At 48.5% G+C, this 20,494-nt stretch carries 20 protein-coding genes; all 20 read right to left on the bottom strand.

The window, feature by feature from the left end:
• Positions 1-71: 71 nt before the first annotated feature.
• The 20 genes from nusA to LQV63_RS01925 all read right to left on the bottom strand — a co-directional run bounded on the left by nusA (position 72) and on the right by LQV63_RS01925 (position 20,460).
• The gene (gene nusA / locus LQV63_RS02020; protein ID WP_019425027.1) at positions 72-1,172 is read right to left on the bottom strand and encodes a transcription termination factor NusA; all 1,101 of its coding nucleotides are present in this window, start codon (positions 1,170-1,172) and stop codon (positions 72-74) included.
• Between the two features lie 47 nt (positions 1,173-1,219).
• Positions 1,220-1,681, bottom strand: coding sequence for a ribosome maturation factor RimP (rimP, locus tag LQV63_RS02015; protein ID WP_019425026.1), 462 nt, complete (start codon positions 1,679-1,681; stop codon positions 1,220-1,222).
• 204 nt (positions 1,682-1,885) lie between these two features.
• A complete protein-coding gene (locus LQV63_RS02010; protein ID WP_233695454.1) occupies positions 1,886-6,190 on the bottom strand; it encodes a PolC-type DNA polymerase III in 4,305 nt (1,434 codons plus the stop codon).
• A gap of 187 nt (positions 6,191-6,377) precedes the next feature.
• A complete protein-coding gene (proS, locus tag LQV63_RS02005; protein WP_233695453.1) occupies positions 6,378-7,826 on the bottom strand; it encodes a proline--tRNA ligase in 1,449 nt (482 codons plus the stop codon).
• Positions 7,827-7,937: 111 nt separating this feature from the next.
• Positions 7,938-9,212 (bottom strand): RIP metalloprotease RseP, encoded by a 1,275-nt coding sequence (gene rseP, locus LQV63_RS02000; RefSeq protein ID WP_233695452.1) that lies wholly within the window; start codon positions 9,210-9,212, stop codon positions 7,938-7,940.
• A 101-nt stretch (positions 9,213-9,313) separates the two neighbouring features.
• Positions 9,314-10,456 carry a 1-deoxy-D-xylulose-5-phosphate reductoisomerase gene (locus LQV63_RS01995; RefSeq protein ID WP_019425022.1) on the bottom strand — a complete coding sequence of 381 codons (1,143 nt, stop codon included), beginning with the start codon at positions 10,454-10,456 and terminating at the stop codon, positions 9,314-9,316.
• A 59-nt stretch (positions 10,457-10,515) separates the two neighbouring features.
• Positions 10,516-11,316 (bottom strand): phosphatidate cytidylyltransferase, encoded by an 801-nt coding sequence (locus tag LQV63_RS01990; protein ID WP_233695451.1) that lies wholly within the window; start codon positions 11,314-11,316, stop codon positions 10,516-10,518.
• Between the two features lie 18 nt (positions 11,317-11,334).
• Positions 11,335-12,102: an isoprenyl transferase gene (locus tag LQV63_RS01985; RefSeq protein WP_267933833.1), complete on the bottom strand. Its 768-nt coding sequence runs from the start codon at positions 12,100-12,102 to the stop codon at positions 11,335-11,337.
• A gap of 93 nt (positions 12,103-12,195) precedes the next feature.
• Positions 12,196-12,750, bottom strand: a complete 555-nt coding sequence (gene frr, locus LQV63_RS01980) for a ribosome recycling factor (protein ID WP_019425019.1) — start codon at positions 12,748-12,750, stop codon at positions 12,196-12,198.
• Complete coding sequence (pyrH, locus tag LQV63_RS01975; RefSeq protein WP_019425018.1) at positions 12,750-13,478, bottom strand: UMP kinase; 729 nt, start codon at positions 13,476-13,478, stop codon at positions 12,750-12,752. The genes frr and pyrH overlap by 1 nt, the downstream gene beginning before the upstream one ends.
• Positions 13,479-13,601: 123 nt before the next feature.
• Positions 13,602-14,255 (bottom strand): translation elongation factor Ts, encoded by a 654-nt coding sequence (gene tsf / locus LQV63_RS01970; protein ID WP_019425017.1) that lies wholly within the window; start codon positions 14,253-14,255, stop codon positions 13,602-13,604.
• 148 nt (positions 14,256-14,403) lie between these two features.
• Positions 14,404-15,102: a 30S ribosomal protein S2 gene (gene rpsB / locus LQV63_RS01965; RefSeq protein WP_019425016.1), complete on the bottom strand. Its 699-nt coding sequence runs from the start codon at positions 15,100-15,102 to the stop codon at positions 14,404-14,406.
• Positions 15,103-15,415: 313 nt separating this feature from the next.
• Positions 15,416-15,643 (bottom strand): hypothetical protein, encoded by a 228-nt coding sequence (locus LQV63_RS01960; RefSeq protein ID WP_019425015.1) that lies wholly within the window; start codon positions 15,641-15,643, stop codon positions 15,416-15,418.
• Positions 15,636-16,226: a hypothetical protein gene (locus LQV63_RS01955; protein WP_019425014.1), complete on the bottom strand. Its 591-nt coding sequence runs from the start codon at positions 16,224-16,226 to the stop codon at positions 15,636-15,638. Before LQV63_RS01955 ends, LQV63_RS01960 begins: the two co-directional genes overlap by 8 nt.
• A gap of 94 nt (positions 16,227-16,320) precedes the next feature.
• Positions 16,321-16,653, bottom strand: coding sequence for a hypothetical protein (locus LQV63_RS01950; RefSeq protein ID WP_019425013.1), 333 nt, complete (start codon positions 16,651-16,653; stop codon positions 16,321-16,323).
• A gap of 37 nt (positions 16,654-16,690) precedes the next feature.
• Complete coding sequence (locus tag LQV63_RS01945; protein ID WP_019425012.1) at positions 16,691-18,097, bottom strand: DUF342 domain-containing protein; 1,407 nt, start codon at positions 18,095-18,097, stop codon at positions 16,691-16,693.
• Between the two features lie 54 nt (positions 18,098-18,151).
• Positions 18,152-18,937, bottom strand: coding sequence for a FliA/WhiG family RNA polymerase sigma factor (locus LQV63_RS01940; protein ID WP_019425011.1), 786 nt, complete (start codon positions 18,935-18,937; stop codon positions 18,152-18,154).
• A 15-nt stretch (positions 18,938-18,952) separates the two neighbouring features.
• Entirely contained in the window at positions 18,953-19,378 is a 426-nt protein-coding gene (locus LQV63_RS01935; RefSeq protein ID WP_019425010.1) for a hypothetical protein, read from the bottom strand.
• 3 nt (positions 19,379-19,381) lie between these two features.
• Complete coding sequence (locus LQV63_RS01930; RefSeq protein ID WP_019425009.1) at positions 19,382-19,876, bottom strand: chemotaxis protein CheD; 495 nt, start codon at positions 19,874-19,876, stop codon at positions 19,382-19,384.
• The gene (locus LQV63_RS01925) at positions 19,873-20,460 is read right to left on the bottom strand and encodes a chemotaxis protein CheC (protein WP_019425008.1); all 588 of its coding nucleotides are present in this window, start codon (positions 20,458-20,460) and stop codon (positions 19,873-19,875) included. The genes LQV63_RS01930 and LQV63_RS01925 overlap by 4 nt, the downstream gene beginning before the upstream one ends.
• Positions 20,461-20,494: the final 34 nt, after the last annotated feature.

Genomic DNA, 20,494 nt, shown 5'->3' with positions numbered 1-20,494 from the left:
CCTTACGATCCGATCGCACCGTCCAGAGAAGGCTGCGACCGTTTCATATGGCGTTGGTCGCGCCTTCGGTGTTATTCGCTTATTTCTACGTTTTCTTCCGGATCCGCAAGCGATTCATTTTCTTCGGCCGCCGGTTCTTGTTCCGCTTGAGATTCACTCTTAATGTCTATCTTCCATCCGGTCAATTTTGCTGCAAGACGAGCATTTTGACCTTTAATACCGATAGCAAGCGACAATTGATAGTCAGGGACGATAACGCGCGCCATCTTCTCTGCTTCACGCACATCCACCTCAACGACCTTGGACGGGCTGAGTGCGTTCGCTACATACTCTTGCACATCTTCCGACCAACGGACGATATCAATCTTTTCACCACGCAGTTCATTTACAATCGTCTGGACGCGCATTCCTTTCGGACCAACACAGGAGCCGACCGGGTCAACTTCTTCATTGCGGGAATATACCGCAATTTTCGAACGCTGCCCAGCTTCGCGAGCAACGGATTTAATCTCGACGACACCGTCAAAAATTTCCGGAACTTCAAGCTCGAATAGACGCTTCAGAAGCCCTGGGTGCGTGCGGGATAAAATAATTTGCGGGCCCTTTGTCGTATTTTCCACTTTCGTAATGTATGCTTTCACGCGATCGCCGTGCTTAAATTTCTCACTCGGCATCACTTCATTCAGAGGAAGTACCGCTTCTACCTTACCAAGATCCACATACACATTACGCATGTCTTGACGCTGCACGATACCAGTTACGATATCATCAGCTTTGTCAATAAAAGCGTTGTAGATGAGCCCGCGTTCCGCCTCGCGGATGCGCTGGGTCACAACCTGCTTCGCAGTTTGCGCCGCAATGCGTCCGAAATCGCGTGGAGTTACCTCGATTTCGCACACATCATCCAATTGATAATTAGGATTCAGTTCGCGTGAAGCGTGGAGCGAAATTTCCATGCGCGGATCAAGTACCTCGTCCACAACCGTCTTGCGTGCAAATACTTTAATGACACCGGTTGCCCGGTTAATATCGACACGCACATTTTGCGCTGTATTAAAATTACGTTTGTAACTCGAAATGAGTGCTGCTTCGATCGCATCGATCAGCACATCCTTGCTAATCCCTTTCTCTCTTTCGATCTCCGTCAAAGCTTCAATAAAATCCATACTCATTTGGTTAGTTCCCCCTTTCAGCCGATACCGGCTTGATTCCATTCATATTAGAAGACTATCGCAAGTCGTGCGCTAGCTACTTTGTCGTAAGGAAGCGCGTGCTCTTTGTTACCGACTTGAACCACCACGGTCTGTTCATCAAACGAAACGAGCTGACCCTCAAACTCCTTCAGCCCGCCAATCGGTTCGTATGTAGTCACATACACGTGTTTGCCCACCGCTTTGACGAAGTCTTGTGCTTTCTTCAGCGGCCGCTCGGCACCCGGTGAGGATACCTCTAAGAAATAAGCATCCGAAATCGGATCTTCCTCATCCAACTTCAGACTCAAATATTCACTGACGCGGCCACAATCCTCAATATCGATGCCGCCATCCTTGTCCACAAATACGCGTAAGAACCAGCTGCTGCCTTCCTTCACATATTCCACGTCGACAAGTTCAATGCCGTTCTCTTCCAAAAACGGCATAACCATGTTCTCCACTACCGATTTGATATTCGGTGAACTCAATGCAAAGGACCTCCTACAATGTAAGGAATATAGACTGTATATGTCAGAATCCGTAGCAAATATGAAAGAGTGGGTTTCCCCACTCTTTACGTTAACGGATTTATCCACATGATTACCAAAAAAATTATATCATAGCCGTCTATGGAATGGCAAGGGTATTCCATTGCCCCTGCGGCCCCAGCAGGCGCTTCCTCATGCTTGCACTTAGAATAGCGACAACTGGTTGCTTTCCGGCAGTCCACGGAAGCAGCCCATTTGATTGAGCAGTTCCACTATCGTCTTCGTCGCCTTTGAACGCATCTGGAAATCTTCCACGGACAAATATTCTCCGCCCTCGCGCGATGCCGCAATGTTGCGTGCCGCGTTCTCGCCGATGCCTTGAACGGCGGAGAACGGTGGAATGAGCGCCTCTCCGTCCACCAAGAACTTCGTCGCATCCGAGCGGTACAAGTCAATTGGTTTAAACGAGAAACCGCGTGCTGTCATTTCAACCGCCATTTCCAATATCGCAATCATGCTTTTCTCTTTCGTGGTTGCTTGGAACCCTTTCGCTTCGATCTCATCAATCTTGCGATTGATAGCGTCGTAGCCTTGGCAGCACAGCTCAATGTCGAAATCCTCCGCTCTTACCGTAAAGTACGTCGCGTAAAATTCAATCGGATGATACAGCTTGAAATAAGCAGTACGCACCGCGGAAATGACATACGCCGCAGCGTGCGCTTTCGGGAACATGTATTGGATTTTGAGACAGGAGTCAATGTACCATTGCGGCACATTGCAACGCTTCATCTCCTCGATCCATTCCGGCGTCAATCCCTTTCCTTTACGCACGCTTTCCGTAATTTTAAAGGCAAGCCCCGCATCCATACCTGCTTTATAAATCAAATAGAGCATAATTTCGTCACGACAACCGATAACCGTTTTGATCGTACAGACACCATTCTTAATCAACTCTTGCGCATTACCGAGCCATACCCCCGTACCATGCGACAATCCCGAGATTTGCAGCAAATCAGCAAACGAAGTCGGCTGCGATTCCATAAGCATCTGACGGACAAAACGCGTCCCCATTTCCGGAATGCCGAAGGTTGCAACCGGCGAGCGTATTTGATCTGGCCTTACGCCAAGCGAATCAGTCGAGTTGAACATGCTCATGACCTTCGGATCATTCATCGGAATCGTCGTCGGATCGACTCCGGTCAAATCTTGAAGCATGCGCATCATCGTCGGATCATCGTGCCCGAGAATATCGAGCTTGAGCAGATTCATTTCGAACGCGTGATAATCGAAGTGCGTCGTCTTCCACTCCGCGCTCGTATCATCCGCAGGGAATTGGACCGGTGTAACGTCTTCGACTTCAATGTAATCCGGTACGACGACGATACCGCCCGGGTGCTGCCCCGTGCTTCGCTTGACGCCGGTGCACCCAGCCGCCAGTCGGTTCAATTCGGCTCCACGCCATTTCTTCCCATAGTCCTCCTCATACTTCTTCGTGTACCCATACGCCGTCTTCTCCGCGACTGTGCCGATCGTCCCCGCACGGAACACGCTCTTCTCGCCGAACAGCACCTTCGTATAGTTATGGGCAATCGGCTGATATTCTCCGGAGAAGTTCAAATCGATATCGGGAACTTTGTCTCCCTTGAAGCCGAGGAACGTTTCGAATGGGATATCTTGGCCTTCGCCTTTCATCGGTTGTCCACACTCCGGACAATTTTTGTCCGGCAAGTCAAAGCCGCTCGGCACACTGCCGTCTGTGAACCATTCACTATGCTTGCAATCCGAATTGCGGCAAGTGTAATGCGGCGGAAGCGGGTTAACTTCCGAGATGCCGAGGAATGTCGCAACGACAGAGGATCCGACCGAACCCCGCGAGCCGACCAAATAGCCATCCTCGTTCGATTTTTTTACGAGCCGTTCCGAAATTAAATAGTTGGCCGAAAATCCGTATTTAATAATCGGATCCAGCTCCTTCTCGAGACGCTTCACGACGATTTCCGGTATCGGTTCCCCATATATCTGCTTCGCCGTATCGTAGCATTTCGAACGCATCTCTTCGTCGGCACCGTCAATAATCGGCGTGAACAGCTTATCGGGGAATAGTTCGAATTCCTCAATCCGTTCCGCCAGCTCGTTCGTGTTCTTCACGACGACCTTGTAGGCAAGGTCTTTGCCGAGAAATTCGAATTCCTGCAGCATTTCGTTCGTCGTGCGGAAATGCGCATCTGGCTTCCGGAGATCCTTAAGCGGACTGAATCCCGTAATGCCGTGAATTGTAATGTCACGGAACAGCTTGTCGCGCGGACTCAAATAATGAACGTTGCCAGTCGCCACGACCAGCTTATTCAGCTTGTCTCCTATCTGGATAACCTTGCGCAGCGCATCTTGGATTTGGGCGGTTGAGCCCACCAGTCCTTTCTCCACCAAGTGCATGTACATCGTCAACGGTTGAATCTCCAGCACGTCATAGAACTCGGCGATCTGTTCTGCTTCTTCCAGCGATTTATTTAAGACCGTCTCGAAAAATTCACCTTTCTCGCAGCCGGACATGACGAGCAATCCCTCTCTCATTTCCACGAGCTTGCTCTTCGGAATGCAAGCGACACGCTTGAAATACTCGGTATGAGACATCGATATAAGCTTGAACAGATTTTTCTTCCCTACCGAATTCATGGCATAAATATTGCAATGGAAAGGCCGGGCATTTTGCAGGTTTTGCCCGACATAATCGTTTAACCGTTCCAGCATTTCAATACCGCGAATCTGATATACATCGTTCAAGAGCCCGTTCAATATGCCGGCGAGCGCGATCGTATCGTCAATCGCGCGGTGATGATTCTCAAGTGATACTTTATATTTATCCGCGAGCGTATTGAGGCGGTGATTTTTCATGCTGGGATGCAATAGCCGCGCCAGTTCCAACGTATCCAGCACCGGATTCGTCAGCTCCGGCAATCCGAGCTTTTTCAAGTTATTCTGTACGAAGCCCATATCAAAGCGGGCGTTATGCGCCACCAGAATTGCGTCGCCTGCAAAATCGGCGAATTCGGGCAAGACCTTATCGACCTCAGGCGCATCCTGAACCATTTCATCCGTAATATTCGTTAGCTGTTGAATGTTGTATGGAATGCGCTCGTGTGGATTGACGAACGAGGTATAACGGTCGATTTCCTCCCCGTCCTGGATCTTCACGCCCGCAATTTCGATGATTTTGTTGTTGGTTACGGACAGTCCGGTCGTCTCGATATCAAATACGACGTATGTCGCCTCTTTCAAGTTGCGCGAATCTGAGTTCATGACCACTTCCAAATTATCATTGACGACGTTCGCTTCCAAGCCATAGATCATCTTGATGCCGTGCTTCTTAGCCGCCTTCGCAGCTTCCGGATAGCACTGCACATTTCCATGGTCCGTCACCGCGATCGCCGGATGTCCCCACTTCGCCGCTTGCTTGATGTAGTCGCTAATCGAGGTGACTGCATCCATTGCACTCATTGACGAATGTAAATGGAACTCAATCCGCTTCTCTTCCGCCGTATCCTTGCGTTCGGCGGGCGGCGTCACTTCGTTCACATCAGACGGCATCATGACAAGCTCGGGCACCTGCATGAAGCGATCGTATTCCACGCGTCCTCGCGCCCTCAGCCATTTCCCGTTCGAAATGAGGCTCAGCATCTTCACGTCTTCCTTCGTCTTCGCGAACATTTTGAGCATGATAGAATCCGAGAAATCGGTCAAATTGAACGTAAAGAGCGTGCTGCCGTTGCGCAACTCCTTCATCTCGAGACCAAATACGGCGCCTTGGACGGTCACCCGCTTCTCCTCTTCCTGGATGTCCATAATAGGAGTCGGGTTATCTTTAATATCATAACCGACCTGCAGCCGTTCAGGAGCTTCGCCCTCCGCTTCCGCTACCTCGCGCTCCGCGCTCTCCATAATTTGCTGAACCGCATGCCGCTCTTCCTGCACGACCTTCGCCTGGAACGCTTCATACGCACTGCTATCGAAGCTGCCTGCCTGAATCGTCACACGGAGCGTCCGCATGAAATAAGTCTCGAAGAATTTGACTACATAATCATCAATTTTCTTCTTCTTCGCAAGCTCAAGCGTTGTCGTTTCTGATAATGTCAATTTAACATGATCTTGTTCGGTTTCAACCTTGGCTCGATGAAGCCACCCATTTACTGAGGCAACCTCGCGCTTCACCCATTCAACGAACAGCCCCCAATATGCCTCAACGATATCTCCGCTGGCAACTTGCTCGTCATAGTGAAAAATAATGCGAATCTTCGCAATATGAGACATTTTATCTTGAACCTTCAGACAGAAGGAACGATAGGCCTCCGCTGGGACAACTGATGATTTACCGATGTGTATCGTCCATTCCCGATTGGAACGGCTGCACTCCACCTGTTCAATCCGGCCATCCAGAAAAAAACTGTCTACCAGTTCCCCCGGTAAATCCGCCTGTTTCATTAATAGCTCAAATCGTTGTCTTTTGTCCGACATGCCGTTTCTTCCACCTCCTCTATTTCCTGCAGTCTCAGGACTGCGTACAGCCGACGAGAAACAATGAAAGAGAAGCCTCTCTCAGGCGAGTCATCTTCCGGTGTTCCGTTGGATGTTCACGTGATGGAAGCTTCCCTTCATCCTGTCTGCAAGCAGGCTTATTTCAGTAAAACGTATCTAAGGCAATCTAGTACGCACGAGCAAACACAACCGTATGCTTCGCAGCCTCGCCGCACACTAAGCAAGTTGTCTTCTTCTCCTGCGGATCGAACGGAATATTACGGCTCGTTGCACCGGTTTCGTCCTTCACGTGCTTCTCGCACGCTTCTGAACCGCACCATCCGGCAAGCGTAAAGCCGCGCTTCTCTTCCATCTCCGCTTTCATCTCATCAATCGAATCGACCGTGTAGAAATGCTCGTCGCGGAATTGCTTGGCGCGATCATACATTTCCTGATGGACATCCGCAAGCATTTTGCGCACTTCTTCCACCAAGTTTGCTTGTTCCACCACACGCTTCTCACCGGTGATACGGGATACTAATATGCATACGCCGTTCTCCATATCACGCGGGCCGATCTCGAGACGCACCGGCACACCGCGCATTTCATATTCATTAAATTTCCAGCCTGGACTAATGTCCGAACGGTCGTCCATACGGACGCGTACGCCAGCTTGCTTCAATTCACCGAACAGTTCGTTGGCGCGGCCAACGACTTGATCGCGAAGTTTCGCTGGTCCGATAGGAATCATAATGACTTGGGTTGGAGCCACCTTCGGCGGCAATGCAAGACCGCGGTCATCTCCATGTACCATAATAAGGGACCCGATCAGACGAGTGCTCACGCCCCAGGACGTCGTATGCACGAATTCCTGCTCGTTCTCGCGACCCAAAAACTTAATATCGAAAGCAACCGCAAAGTTGGTTCCTAAATAATGAGATGTCCCGGCTTGAACAGCTCGTCCATCCTTCATCATCGCTTCGATAGAGAATGTGTCGACAGCACCCGCAAATTTCTCCGAAGGCGTCTTCTGGCCTTCGATGACCGGAATGGCCAAATAATCTTCAACGAACTCGCGGTATGTCTTCAGCATAAGCATCGTCTCTTGACGTGCTTCCTCTTCCGTTTCATGTGCAGTGTGACCTTCTTGCCACAAAAATTCGCTCGTTCGCAGGAACGGAAGCGTGCGCTTCTCCCAACGAACGACGTTCGCCCATTGATTAATCAGTACCGGCAAGTCACGGTATGATTGGATCCATTTCGAATACATATGACCAATCATCGTCTCTGATGTCGGACGAATCGCCAGCTTCTCCTCAAGCACTTCACCGCCGGCTTCCGTTACCCATGGCAGCTCCGGATTGAAGCCTTCCACGTGCTCCTTCTCTTTTTGGAAGAAGCTCTCTGGAATGAACAATGGGAAATAGGCGTTGCGGTGACCCGTCTCTTTGAAACGGCGGTCCAACTCTTCGCGAATATGCTCCCAAATTTCATAGCCGTCCGGGCGGAAGACGATACAGCCGCGAACCGGCGAATAATCCATTAATTCCGCCTTCTTGATGACGTCAATGTACCAGCGCGAGAAATCCTCTTGCTGAGGTGTAATTTCCGTAACAAATTGTTTTTCTTTCGACATAACGGTTAAAATCCTCCCGAAGACACAATCCGCATCATCATTTATTCCGTACAGCTGTGTCATATAAATGCTTCATTAAAAGGGCATTCTTTGATCAAATCTCCGTTTCTATTACCCTTTAACTAAACGAAGTATATCGTTGTAGGTGACAGCCAGCATCAACAACATCAGCATGGCGAATCCTACGAAATGAACCATACTCTCCCGATTCGGATCAACCGGCTTGCCGCGAACTCCTTCGATACCCAGGAAGACAAGGCGACTCCCGTCTAAAGCAGGTATAGGCAACAGGTTAAAAATCCCCAAATACAAACTAAGAATCGCTGTCCAGAAAGTCAATTGCGCGATTCCCTGCTTGGCAAATTGTCCGGTTACTTCAAATGTTCTTACTGGTCCGCCAAGATCATCCAGACTGAACTGACCGAATATAAGCATGCGGAAGCCTTCAAAGATGCGTTCTGTCGTATCGACCATCGTGACGCCAGCGAACTTGATCGTCTCTCCGAACGAAGCCGTTCGAGTCGGCAGCATAGGCACAATTCCAACTTTTCCGCCTTCCTGACCTTCCACTTTTTGCGGGGTAAGTGTTACCTTGATGACTTCATCACCCCGTCGGATGACGAAGTCCATCGGCTTCCCTTCAGACTTCGAAATGAGCTCGATCATTTTCTCACGATCTCCGCCAACAACCATGTCATTGACCTTTTCAATGATGTCACCTTTTTGCAATTGTGCTTGAGCAGCGGGCAGATCTGCTGTTACATCACCGATTTTTACAAAGGTCGGATTGTCTACCGGTATCCCTGCGAATTGAATGTATGCGCCGAACAAGATGAAGGCAAGGATGAAATTCATCAGCGGTCCCGCAAAAATAGACATTGCGCGCTGTCCGACCGTCTTGCTGCCGAATTGGCGGTTGTATGGAGCGATTTGGGTTTCATCGCCTTTCACGACCATCATCGCTTGCGGATGTATATCGTAAGTGATCGTTTCACCGTCAACGTCCATAGTCACTTTCAATTCGCGCTCCAAATCAATCTTGCTCACTTCGCCGCGGATGACTTGTTTACGCATGTCCAATTGATCGAGATACATCTTCGTCACTTGGTTATCCGCAATACGAACAGCAATGGTCTGCCCAGGCTGTATTTCTACAATCTCGGGATCTTCCCCCGCCATGCGCACATATCCGCCGACCGGAAGCAGCCGTAGCGTAAAACGCGTCTCCTCTCGAGTATAAGAGAATATTTTCGGACCAAACCCGATTGCAAACTCTCGCACGAGAATGCCTGCGCGTTTCGCAAAAAAGAAGTGTCCCCACTCGTGGATCGTCACGATGACGAAAAAGACGAGTATCGTTAAAAATACTATTTGCACCATCTGCACTGCGTTGCATCCTCCTTCACGATTTCGGGTCGCCGTTTATCTATATAGATTATCATTATTCTCCGATTCCGCACAAGAGAATCCGCTAAAACCAATTGGTGCTATAAAATCGCTGCGGCTTCCGCTCTCGCAAGTCCATCCGCCTCTTGTATTTCCTCCAGGGATGGGACAGGGATGATATCATGCTTCGAAATCATCTGATATACAATTCGTTCAATGTCCAAGAACCCAATCGCTCCTTGCAGAAAACGGGCAACCGCAACTTCATTGGCTGCGTTAAATACGGTCGTCGCCGTCCCCCCTGCTATGCCGCATTCACAAGCATAACGAACCATCGGATAACGATCATAGTCCATTTCACGGAAATGCAGCTTGGCCACTTGCGCCAAATTCAACGAAGGAGCTTGGTTATGGATCCGTTGCGGATAAGTAAGCGCATATTGAATGGGCACGCGCATATCCGGCACACCCATTTGCGCGATAATGCTGCCATCCTGATACTCCACGAAGGAATGGATAATGCTTTCTGGATGTATAAGTACATTAATGCGTTCATACGGCATATCAAATAGCCAATGGGCTTCAATAATTTCAAGTCCTTTATTGGCCATTGTCGCCGAATCAATCGTTATTTTGGCGCCCATGGACCAATTGGGATGGTTCAACGCTTGCTCTATCGTCACATGTTCCAGCTCTTCCCGCTTCTTATCGCGAAAGCTTCCTCCGGATCCTGTGAGCGTAATGGAACGAACCGCTTCAGCCGCTTCCCCGTTCAGACATTGGAATATAGCGGAGTGCTCGCTGTCGATAGGCATCAGCATAACGCCATTCTCCTTGGCGCGTGCTGTCACTAGATGTCCCGCTGTCACTAGTGTCTCTTTATTAGCGAGCCCTATCGTCTTGCCCGCTTCGATGGCCGCCAGCGTCGATTGCAGCCCTACACTGCCTACTACAGCTGTTATAACCATATCTGCCTCATGATTCGCCGCAACTTCGATCAAGCCTTCCGCACCATAAAACAATTCGACACCGGCCGGAAGCTGATGGCGGATGCGGTCTGCAACCTCTTTATCCTGAACAGATACTTTCCGTGGCCGGAACTCGTGCACTTGTTCTAAAACTAATGCAGCATTGCGTCCTGCTGCCATTGCCTCAATCTTGAAATGTTCTGGATGATGTCTCACAACGTCCAACGTTTGCGTGCCGATGGAACCTGTCGAGCCTAATACGGCAATCCGTTTCATCCTTCCACCTCTTTTTTATTTATATCTATTCGGTAATAACTTCAGAACTGAAGTTCAATTTACAACGTTAAAAGTCCGATCAGATGGACGAAAGGAAATACGATAAGCCAACTGTCGCACCGATCCAGCACACCACCGTGACCTGGAAGCAATGTTCCGGAATCTTTTACTCCGCGAACCCGTTTATAGGCAGACTGTATTAAATCTCCGATTTGTCCGATGACTGCTGCCGAGATTCCTAAGCCAAGAGCTAATGTCAAGCTTACGAGATCCGGTCGAATGAAATGGAACATAAAGGCGATGATGATGGAGGTCATGACGCCTCCTATCGCTCCTTCAACCGTCTTGTTCGGACTGATTGCAGGCCATAGCTTATGCTTGCCGACAGCCCGTCCAACGAAATAAGCGCCAATATCCGACGCCCAAATGGCAGAAAATAGCATCAAAGTCCAAAACAGACCTTCATCTCCCATGGACGTACGTGTCAACATCATATATTTAAAACCAATTCCAATGTAAAATGCGCCAAGCCACAGTTGGGATACGATCTCAATCGACACTTTATTTTTGGTGATGACCGTCATACACAGCATTACGAACATGCTTAACCACACGACCGTCTCCATCGACATCGACCACGGTAGAGACCATTGCGCCCAAGGAATCGCGATTAGGGCTAAAGTTACATAGCCGGCGATGGACGTTGCATCGAATCGCTTCACATGATGCATACGGGCAAACTCATAGTACCCCACAAAGGCTAACGCGAGGAGCAGCAATTCATAAGGCATACCGCCGATGACGCACAATACACCGAATAACGAGCCGGCTATTAGTCCCGTAACGATTCGCTGTTTCATAAAGACTGTTCCTCCAACTTAGTGTAATCCACCGTATCTGCGAGAACGGCGTTGATATTCCAGAACCGCCTCCATGAGATGCCGTTCCGTAAACTCAGGCCAATACACATCGGTGAACCACAATTCACTGTAAGCAAGCTGCCATAACATAAAGTTACTTAACCGCATTTCCCCGCTAGTCCGTATGAGCAAATCCGGATCTGGTAAATTGTGTGACAGCAAATGATTATGAATCGTGTCTTCATCAATATCATCGACATGAAGCGTTCCTTCCTCAATCTTTCGCGTAATGTCGCGAAAGCCTTCTATCAGTTCACGCTGGCTGCCATAGTTCATCGCAAAATTCAGGATGAGCCCTGTATTGTGTTTCGTTTTTTCAATTGCTTCTTCAAGCGCCTGAACTGTATGCTGCGGCAAGCGATCGCGGTACCCCATCATACGAACTTGAACATTTTTCTCAATCAGCTCATTCAGCTCAATAGACAGAAATTCCTGAGGAAGCTTCATAAGAAAATCAACTTCATCTTTCGGGCGTTTCCAGTTTTCAGTGGAAAATGCATACATCGTCAACACCTTGATGCCGATGTCGTTTGCGGCGATGGTGACACGTTTCACAGCTTTCATTCCTGTATGATGGCCTGCGACACGCGGCAATCCACGGTTCTTCGCCCAACGCCCGTTGCCGTCCATAATAATCGCCACGTGCTGTGGGATATTTTCGGGCATCAGTTCCGGCGGTTTGCGGCTTCCCCTTTGCTGCAACCACGCTTGGAATCGCTTAATCATTCGGTCTCCTCCAACCCGGTGATGAAAAAAAGACAATAAACCCCACCGTGCGGAGGGGCATGAAGAACAAATCGCTAATCTCGTTCCCGTATATTACACTTCCATAATTTCCTTTTCTTTTATCGCCAATACTTTATCGACTTCGGCAATATATTTGTCCGTCGACTTCTGAATGTCTTCCTGATGACGACGAGATTCATCTTCAGAAATCGTCGTTTTTTCCAATTTCTTAATATCATCGTTCGCATCACGACGAACATTACGAATGGCAACTTTTGCTTCTTCACCGTATTTTTTTGTTTGCTTAACAAGGTCCGAACGGCGTTCTTCCGTCAATGGCGGAATGGACAGGCGAATAATTGTGCCGTCATTTGCTGGCGTCAAGCCGAGATCTGATTTCATAATCGCTCTCTCAATTTCGGACATGGACGATTTGTCCCACGGCTGAATGATTAGCGTTCGAGAATCAGGCGTGCTGATGTTAGCCAACTGATTCACTGGAGTCATCGCACCGTAGTATTCAACTTGCACACGATCAAGCAAAGCAGGTGTAGCGCGTCCTGCACGCAGGGTAGCAAGTTCGCGTTTCAAGGCGGAAATAGCTTTTTCCATACGTTCTTCTGCGTTCTTTTTCACTGCTTGTGGCACTAGTTTACACTCCCTTTTACTATGGTTCCAATCTTCTCGCCGAGTACGACGCGTTTAATATTGCCTTGTTCCGTAATGGCAAAAACGATAAGCGGAATGTTGTTATCCATACAAAGCGAAGATGCGGTAGAATCCATAACTCCCAGGTTGCGGTTTAGCACTTCCATGTAAGTCAGTTGTTCGAATTTCTCTGCAGTCTCGTCCTTGAATGGGTCGGCAGAGTAAACCCCGTCGACTTTATTTTTTGCCATCAAGATGACATCGGCTTCGATTTCTGCAGCGCGCAGTGCTGCCGTCGTGTCCGTCGAGAAGAACGGATTCCCTGTTCCAGCCGCGAAGATGACGACGCGTCCCTTCTCCAAATGACGGATAGCGCGGCGGCGAATATAAGGTTCAGCGATTTGCTGCATCGCAATCGAAGTTTGCACGCGTGTCGGCACGCCGATTTGTTCGAGCGCATCTTGTAATGCAAGTGAGTTCATTACGGTTGCAAGCATCCCCATATAATCGGCTGTACCGCGGTCGATGCCTTTTTCGCTGCCTGCGATACCGCGCCAGATGTTGCCGCCACCACACACAATCGCGACTTCAACACCAAGCTCTACGACCTCTTGGACTTGTTCGGCAATAGAATTAATAACTCCAGATTCGATGCCGTAGCCGGCTTGACCTGATAATGATTCCCCGCTTACTTTTAATACGATGCGTTTATAAACCGGTTGTTTCAATGTTTACCCTCCACTTTTCCTAACGGCCGCTAAAAAAGAAGGAACACAATGTGTTCCAACTTTTTAGCGCGTCTGTTGATTACGTATCAGCCGCGTATCCCTATGAGAACCTGTAATGAAAGGTTAGTTCATATTTGCTTGGGCCATGACTTCTTCAACAAAATTATCCACTTTTTTCTCCAAGCCTTCGCCCAGCTCGTAACGAACAAAACGACGGATCGAGATGTTTTCACCGATTGTGGCGATTTTTTCATTCACCAATGTTTCGATTGTTTTGTCCGGATCTTTAATGAAGGACTGCTCCAACAAGCAGAACTCTTCATAGTATTTACTGATGCGGCCTTCAACCATTTTTTCAACGATCTTCTCAGGCTTGCCTTCGTTCAAAGCTTGAGCTTTCAAAATTTCCTTCTCTTTTTCGATTTCGTCTTGAGGGACTTCGTCACGACGAACGTATTTTGGAGAAGCTGCTGCAATTTGCATTGCGATATCGCGTGCAAAATCTTTAAATTGATCTGTTTTTGCAACGAAGTCGGTTTCACAGTTGATTTCAACCAATACGCCGATTCGTCCGCCAGCGTGGATGTAGGACTCAACAACGCCTTCTGTTGCTACGCGCCCTGCTTTACTTGCTGCGGCTGCCAGACCTTTCTCGCGAAGAAGTTCAATCGCTTTTTCCAAATCACCGTTCGTTGCATCCAATGCTTTTTTGCAATCAAGCATCCCTGCGCCTGTTTTTTCGCGCAATTCTTTTACTGCACTTGCACTTACTGCCATGTCGTGTTCCCTCCATTAATGATTTGGCCGCCTCTCGTATGTATCGCCGGAGGCATGCTGCCGGATAGTGTATACGCCTTAAAAAAAGGGCGGTGAGAGGTGAACCACCTGCCAACCACCCTTTGTTCATCCAATTATAATTTCAAACTTAAGCTGTTGTTTCTTCGCCTTGATGAGCTTCAACGATTGCATCAGCCATCTTGGAAGTCAACAATTTCACTGCACGGATAGCATCGTCGTTACCAGGGATAACATGATCGATTTCATCCGGGTCACAGTTCGTATCAACGATACCAACGATTGGGATACCCAATTTGCGAGCTTCTGCAACTGCAATACGCTCTTTGCGAGGATCGATGACGAACAATGCGCTAGGCAGGCCCTTCATATTTTTAATACCGCCCAAGAATTTTTCAAGACGATCTTTCTCTTTGCGGAGCAAGATGACTTCTTTCTTAGGCAATACTTCGAATGTCCCGTCTTCTTCCATCGATTCAAGCAACTTCAAGCGATCAATACGCTTTTGAATCGTTTGGAAGTTAGTCAACGTACCACCCAACCAACGTTGGTTGATATAGTACATTCCACAACGCTCTGCTTCTTCCTTAACGGAATCTTGAGCTTGTTTCTTTGTACCAACGAACAATACTGTTCCGTTGTCTCCTGCGAGGGATTTTACAAAATTGTAAGCTTCCTCAACTTTTTTCACTGTCTTTTGCAAGTCAATGATGTAAATACCGTTACGTTCTGTGAAGATATATTTGTCCATCTTAGGGTTCCAACGACGAGTCTGGTGACCGAAGTGTACCCCAGCTTCCAACAGCTGTTTCATGGAGATAACTGCCATCTTCACTACACCTCCCAATATGGTTATTTATCCGCCGCCGATATCATCTTTCCCCAAGACTTTCCGCACTTGTCGCGACAGAAAGCACCCTTGTAGAAATTAATCGACGTGTGTTCTTAACACCGTCAATTAATATACCATAACGCCATGCGAGTTGCAACCGTTTTGTCGGGCTAACCAACCACTGGATAAGGTCCAACAGAATCTGGCGTGCCGTTCATCGGAAATAATCCAATGCAGTCCAGCCAGACCTCCATCCCCGCTATCTCTTTAGCAAGAGAAGTTGGACCGGATCAACGCCGGCAAAAACAACTCACTTATTATCCTTATTCACTGGCTTCGGTTGTCCTTGGTCGGTGCTTTCGTTCACCTGGTTATTCCGGGGCACCAGCTCTAGTCCAGCCCGTTCCGCCGCCTCACGCAGCTCCTGCTCCGACACGGGCACCGCATATTTTTGCCCGATGAATATCATTTGAAGCAGCAGTCCGCCTATAATAATTCCCGCTCCAAGTCCGATTAAAAAACGACGATCTTTAAACACGGCGAACCTCCTGCTGCTCCAGCTTAATAATTAATTGCGCTTCACCTCTCGGCATCGCTAACTGCTGTGCTGCCTCTTCTTCCGAGTAACCTTGTTCCAACAAGGCGAACAGCTCCGGGTATCGGGCGCGCAGCGGCACGGCGGCCGGCGCCTCAGGCAAGTCATCCAGGAATGTCTCTACGAAGTCGTCCACTTCACTCGTCTCAAATAATACTTCCTCTACGATCGCTTGCGGCATCGAAGGGGGTTCTGGCGGTGCCTTCTGTTCCTGCTTGCCGCTCTCATCCTTCACATCTTCATTCGCGGATGCAAGTCGTTCTTCGAAGCTGCTCCAATTGTGCTCCAGCTTGTCCATTCTTCTTCTCAACGCGTCATCGCGCAAATCACTCTCTTTCTTCATACGCTCGATTACTGTAATGAGCTTCTCATTTTCCACTTCCAACTCTCTCATGTAATGCTCGAGCGTTTCCTCCATATTGCGGCGCAGTTCGGTTGAATTGCCCTCTGGCACAACCTTCGGCCGCAGCATTCCGACAACTACGATTGCTGCTCCAAGCAGCAAAATGTACATCCACGGTTCCATCTCAGTCCTCCTCGCGCACAAACCATTATATATTGAAAATGAAAACGCCGCGAACCTCATTACCACGGGCACCCGGCGTCATAACTATCAACCTCTAACACATGAAATCAATATGCTTACCTTTATAGGGATGTTCCGCAGGCTTGGAAACTATAAGCGTTTCGCTATTTTCCGCTGCCTCGAGCTGTTCTTCGGCAGTTTCCCGTTCCGAATCCGGTCTGTCCTCTTTCTCCTGATCACGAATGCGGCTTTCCTGTGATGATTGCACTTCTTCGTTGCGTTGACTTGATTTCCTAATCATCTTCTCCGCTTGATCATTCAACAGCGATTGTTCTGTAATCGGGCGCTGCTGCAGCTGTTGATGAATTGCCGAAGCATCCTGAGTGCGCGGAATTGCGATCTGCATTTCCACCGGCTTAACATTCATCTTATCACCTCATCTGATTCGATTGAATCATGTCAAATTAATAATAAGGCGACATCACGATCTCCCCTTCTGACATTCGGAGAGAGATTCGCTGTACTGCATCCTTAATAAAGCGCGTATTGCGGCCGATCACGATCTTTGCGCCACCATATATCACATTTATCACATCGACCGAAGCCAATGCGGTTTCTTCCAACGTCTTCTCAATTTCCAGCATGCGTTCCCTAATTTCTGTTTGCTCTTGCGTTACTTTCTTCTTCGTCGAGTTCAGCTTAATACGCATTCCTAGCTTTTCTCCGGTTAACTGACCTGCTGCAGCCATCTGATCTAAGATGCGCAAGGCCTTCTCTGTCTTCTCTAAGCTATCGATGCTGCTGCGCAGCTTTAAACGCAGTTCTGTTAATTCGTTTCGTAAATCCGGCAGTACGCCAACCTCAATCGTTGTCCCCGTTGACATTGTATTACCAATCGTACGAGCGATGACACGATCGCCAGCCTGTATGATTCCTCCGACAATGAGTCCTTTCGTTCCTTTACAAATCACCTGTCTACTTGCGCGAATATTGGCATGCATGATGCTTTGCGTCACGATGACGTCCGTTGCCGCGCTTACATTCGCTTCTTGTATAAAAGAACACTTTACATGTTGTCCCGCTTTGACATACCCTTTGTTGCCAGCAATGATCCCCCCGCTAATTTCAACGCAGCCGGCAGCTTCCATCTCCGCGCCTTCAACGCCTCCGTATACGCGGATATCACCGGCAGCTTGAACACGGAATCCAGTCAACACATTGCCGCGAATGACAATCGTGCCAATGAAATTAATATTTCCGGTCCGATAATCGACATCCCCGTTCACTTCATATACCGGGAACACATGAATGCGATCCTTATCCATTTTGGAGACCAGCCCGTCAATGGCTGCATACATCGCCCGCTCTTCCGGATCAACGACGACGTTTTTTCCCACTTTAAATCGGGCCTCGCGTACTTTATTCGCCGGAATCGTCTCGCCTGTAACCGCCATGCCGGGTATTCCTTCTTTGCTCGGAATTCGCTCCGCAATGATTTGGCCCTTTTTCACATTATCTAACTGTTTGACCTCTTTAAAATTAACCGTACCATCCTCAAGCTCAGCTGGTTTTGTCTCCCGCTCTCTCTTTGGCAACAAAACATTAATTCGTCCGTCCTCACCCGCTATGGGCGCTTTTCCATGAGCAATCATCGTTGCACCGCGTGCAAAGGCTTTGGGATTAGAAGCAATTTCTTGAAGCACTCTCGCCTGAATTCCGAATCGAACGCCATTGCTGTGGAGCAAAGTTTCCAACTTATCTGCCGTACATTGAAATGCTGCATCGAACTTAACAAACTGCACATAGGCATGAAGCTTGTCCTCAGAAATCGTCACTTCCAAATATTGTTCCAAGGCCAACGTCATACTCATGAAAAATCCCCCTTTCCACCTACTCGATTTAAAACCTTGCCAGCCAGTGCTTGATTACGCTTCCAGCAGCATACTCTTATGTTTCTCTAATGTAGTTCGCAAGCGTATAATCGCCTTAGAATGCAGCTGGGAAATGCGGGATGGAGATAAGGACATGACTTCAGCAATTTCACTTAATGACAAATCTTCGTAATAGAACAGTGAGATAACAGTGCGCTCTTTCTCTGTCAGCTTATCAATTCCATGCACCAAGGATTCTTTTAAGTAATGCTCGTTTACTTTGCTTTCCGGATTTTTGGCCTTTTCATCGATTAACAATGAAATACGCGTCTCCGACTCATCTTCCCGTATCGGGTCCTCCAAAGAGCATACGGACATGATGGATACATCCTGAACCATGCTTTGAAATTCTTTCTCGCCTATGTTTAAATACGTACTCATCTCCTCATCGGTTGCAGTACGCAAATAACGCTGTTCCAAATGTTGATACGCTTCTTCGATCTTCTTCGCCTTCTCACGTACCGAGCGTGGAACCCAGTCTCCTTGACGGAGCCCATCTAGGATGGCTCCGCGGACGCGCCAAGAAGCATACGTTTCGAACTGCAATCCTCTGCGATGATCGAATTTCTCGATAGCATCGATCAGGCCCATCGCCCCATGACTGGCGAGATCATCTTTACTAACGTTGCGGGGCAAACCGGCGGCAAGCCGATTCGAGACAAAGTCAACGATGGGCAAATGAATTTCGATTAATTGTTTCCTCGCGTCAAGGTCTCCATGTTCTTTCCAACGTTCCCATAGCTCAACATGCGAGCATGGGTTTAATTTCTGTACGCTCACCGACAGTCAGCCTCCTTACTTTTGTGTCAGGTGACGAACAGCTTGCGCCAATTGTTCCGCGTCCATCTGCGGATTGGTCACGAGCTTGGGCGGGTTTAACGGCTGAAAGGCGTTTCCGTTATCGTCTTCCCGATCGGCATGCTTCTCTTCGCTCGGCTTCGTCCTTAACAAATCATGCAGCATATCACTTTCATCTGGTGTTGTCATATCCACCGTCTGTCCTTTGTCCGCCATCTCGTGGTCGGAGCCTTTATCTTGCTGTGGCTGCTGCAATAGACCGGCGATAAATCTGAGCGCAAATCCAAGCGCAAACCAGATACAAAGGGCAATGATTCCTCTTATGAGGCTAGTCGTCCATACATTGTTGCTCGAAGAAGCAAGAAATGTAACGACAAATCCGACAGCTCCAAAAATAATATTCCAGCGTATTGTTCCTATCATGGCTTATATTTCCTTTACACCTAACTGTACACTGCGAATGTTCAACATTCCATCTCCGCAGCGCAGTTCAATTGTACGTCCGTAATTTCCGCCCGTATCCTCTGCCAAAAGAGGTATACCGTGTTTTTGCAGCATTTGCTTGCAAGATTCCACATTACGCGGTCCGATGCGCATCATGTCATTGTTAGAAGCGAACGCAAACATTTGCGCACCGCCCGCCATTTTGGCTTGTAATCGTGTTAATTTGGCTCCTTCTAGCGTCATACGTCGAATCAGTTCAGGAACAGCAGTGTCGGCATATTTCGCAATGTTGCGCACGCCTTCGCGTGCAATGTCCGAAGATGGCAGCATGACATGCGCCATGCCGGCAATATGGGCAACGGGGTCATACAAAGTCAATCCGACACAAGAGCCTAAACCGGTCGTGCGTATGGAGCCTGTAAGGCACACATTCAAGTCGGCCATGCCGACTTTAACAACCGTGGACTCTTCAATCATTCGAATGGCACTCCCAATGCAGCAAATATTTTTGAAAAAGAGTCCGGGTCAGGTATTAAGAAAAAGGTTCCTTGCACTTCATCGCAGCCTTCCAAAAACTTTGTATCGATTAATAGTGCACTGTCTCCCATCTCCCCATATTGCAAAATACCGTAGTTCAGCACGGCCCCTGCCATGTCAATCGCCAGTTGTGGCACGGTCGGCGACATCGACAGACGGGTGAAATCTGCCAGGGAAGACAAATACGACCCGGCTAAAATGTTGCCAATCTCGGAAAGCGCGGATATTTCCATTTCTGAGAACGCTTGTTCTTCTCCTGCAGGGAAGAACTCCAAATTCGACAACAACTTCTTTGCCGGTTCCAGTTCAAACATAAAAAAGAGATGACTCGATGCTTCACCCTCCACACGAAAGTAGATGGCTATCACAACCTGTTCTGCACCCCCGACTTCATCGGCGATGCACTCAAACGGGACCAACCTTACTTTAGGAACCGCCATGTCGATAGGACGGTTAAGGAGGTGGGAGAGTGCCGTTGCGGCGTTGCCGGCACCAATATTGCCCACTTCCTTTAACACATCCATCTTGTATTCTCCGAGACGTTCGTACAAATGCACA

Origin of the sequence: Paenibacillus profundus, assembly GCF_021369635.1 — a bacterium.
Lineage (GTDB): Bacteria > Bacillota > Bacilli > Paenibacillales > Paenibacillaceae > Paenibacillus_B > Paenibacillus_B profundus.
This window is presented reverse-complemented; position numbering and strand designations above follow the sequence as displayed.

Excerpts from the sequence above, each read along its gene's own strand:
- LQV63_RS02010 (WP_233695454.1), bottom strand. The coding sequence starts at position 6,190 with ATGTCGGACAAAAGACAACGATTTGAGCTATTAATGAAACAGGCGGAT.
- proS (WP_233695453.1), bottom strand. The coding sequence starts at position 7,826 with ATGTCGAAAGAAAAACAATTTGTTACGGAAATTACACCTCAGCAAGAG.
- LQV63_RS01935 (WP_019425010.1), bottom strand. The coding sequence starts at position 19,378 with ATGATAGGAACAATACGCTGGAATATTATTTTTGGAGCTGTCGGATTT.
- rpsB (WP_019425016.1), bottom strand. The coding sequence starts at position 15,102 with ATGGCAGTTATCTCCATGAAACAGCTGTTGGAAGCTGGGGTACACTTC.
- LQV63_RS01930 (WP_019425009.1), bottom strand. The coding sequence starts at position 19,876 with ATGATTGAAGAGTCCACGGTTGTTAAAGTCGGCATGGCCGACTTGAAT.
- tsf (WP_019425017.1), bottom strand. The coding sequence starts at position 14,255 with ATGGCAGTAAGTGCAAGTGCAGTAAAAGAATTGCGCGAAAAAACAGGC.
- LQV63_RS01990 (WP_233695451.1), bottom strand. The coding sequence starts at position 11,316 with ATGAAACAGCGAATCGTTACGGGACTAATAGCCGGCTCGTTATTCGGT.
- LQV63_RS01925 (WP_019425008.1), bottom strand. The coding sequence starts at position 20,460 with ATGGATGTGTTAAAGGAAGTGGGCAATATTGGTGCCGGCAACGCCGCA.
- LQV63_RS01995 (WP_019425022.1), bottom strand. The coding sequence starts at position 10,456 with ATGAAACGGATTGCCGTATTAGGCTCGACAGGTTCCATCGGCACGCAA.
- LQV63_RS01955 (WP_019425014.1), bottom strand. The coding sequence starts at position 16,226 with ATGGAACCGTGGATGTACATTTTGCTGCTTGGAGCAGCAATCGTAGTT.
- nusA (WP_019425027.1), bottom strand. The coding sequence starts at position 1,172 with ATGAGTATGGATTTTATTGAAGCTTTGACGGAGATCGAAAGAGAGAAA.
- LQV63_RS01985 (WP_267933833.1), bottom strand. The coding sequence starts at position 12,102 with ATGATTAAGCGATTCCAAGCGTGGTTGCAGCAAAGGGGAAGCCGCAAA.
- LQV63_RS01945 (WP_019425012.1), bottom strand. The coding sequence starts at position 18,097 with ATGAGTATGACGTTGGCCTTGGAACAATATTTGGAAGTGACGATTTCT.
- LQV63_RS01950 (WP_019425013.1), bottom strand. The coding sequence starts at position 16,653 with ATGAATGTTAAGCCGGTGGAAATGCAGATCGCAATTCCGCGCACTCAG.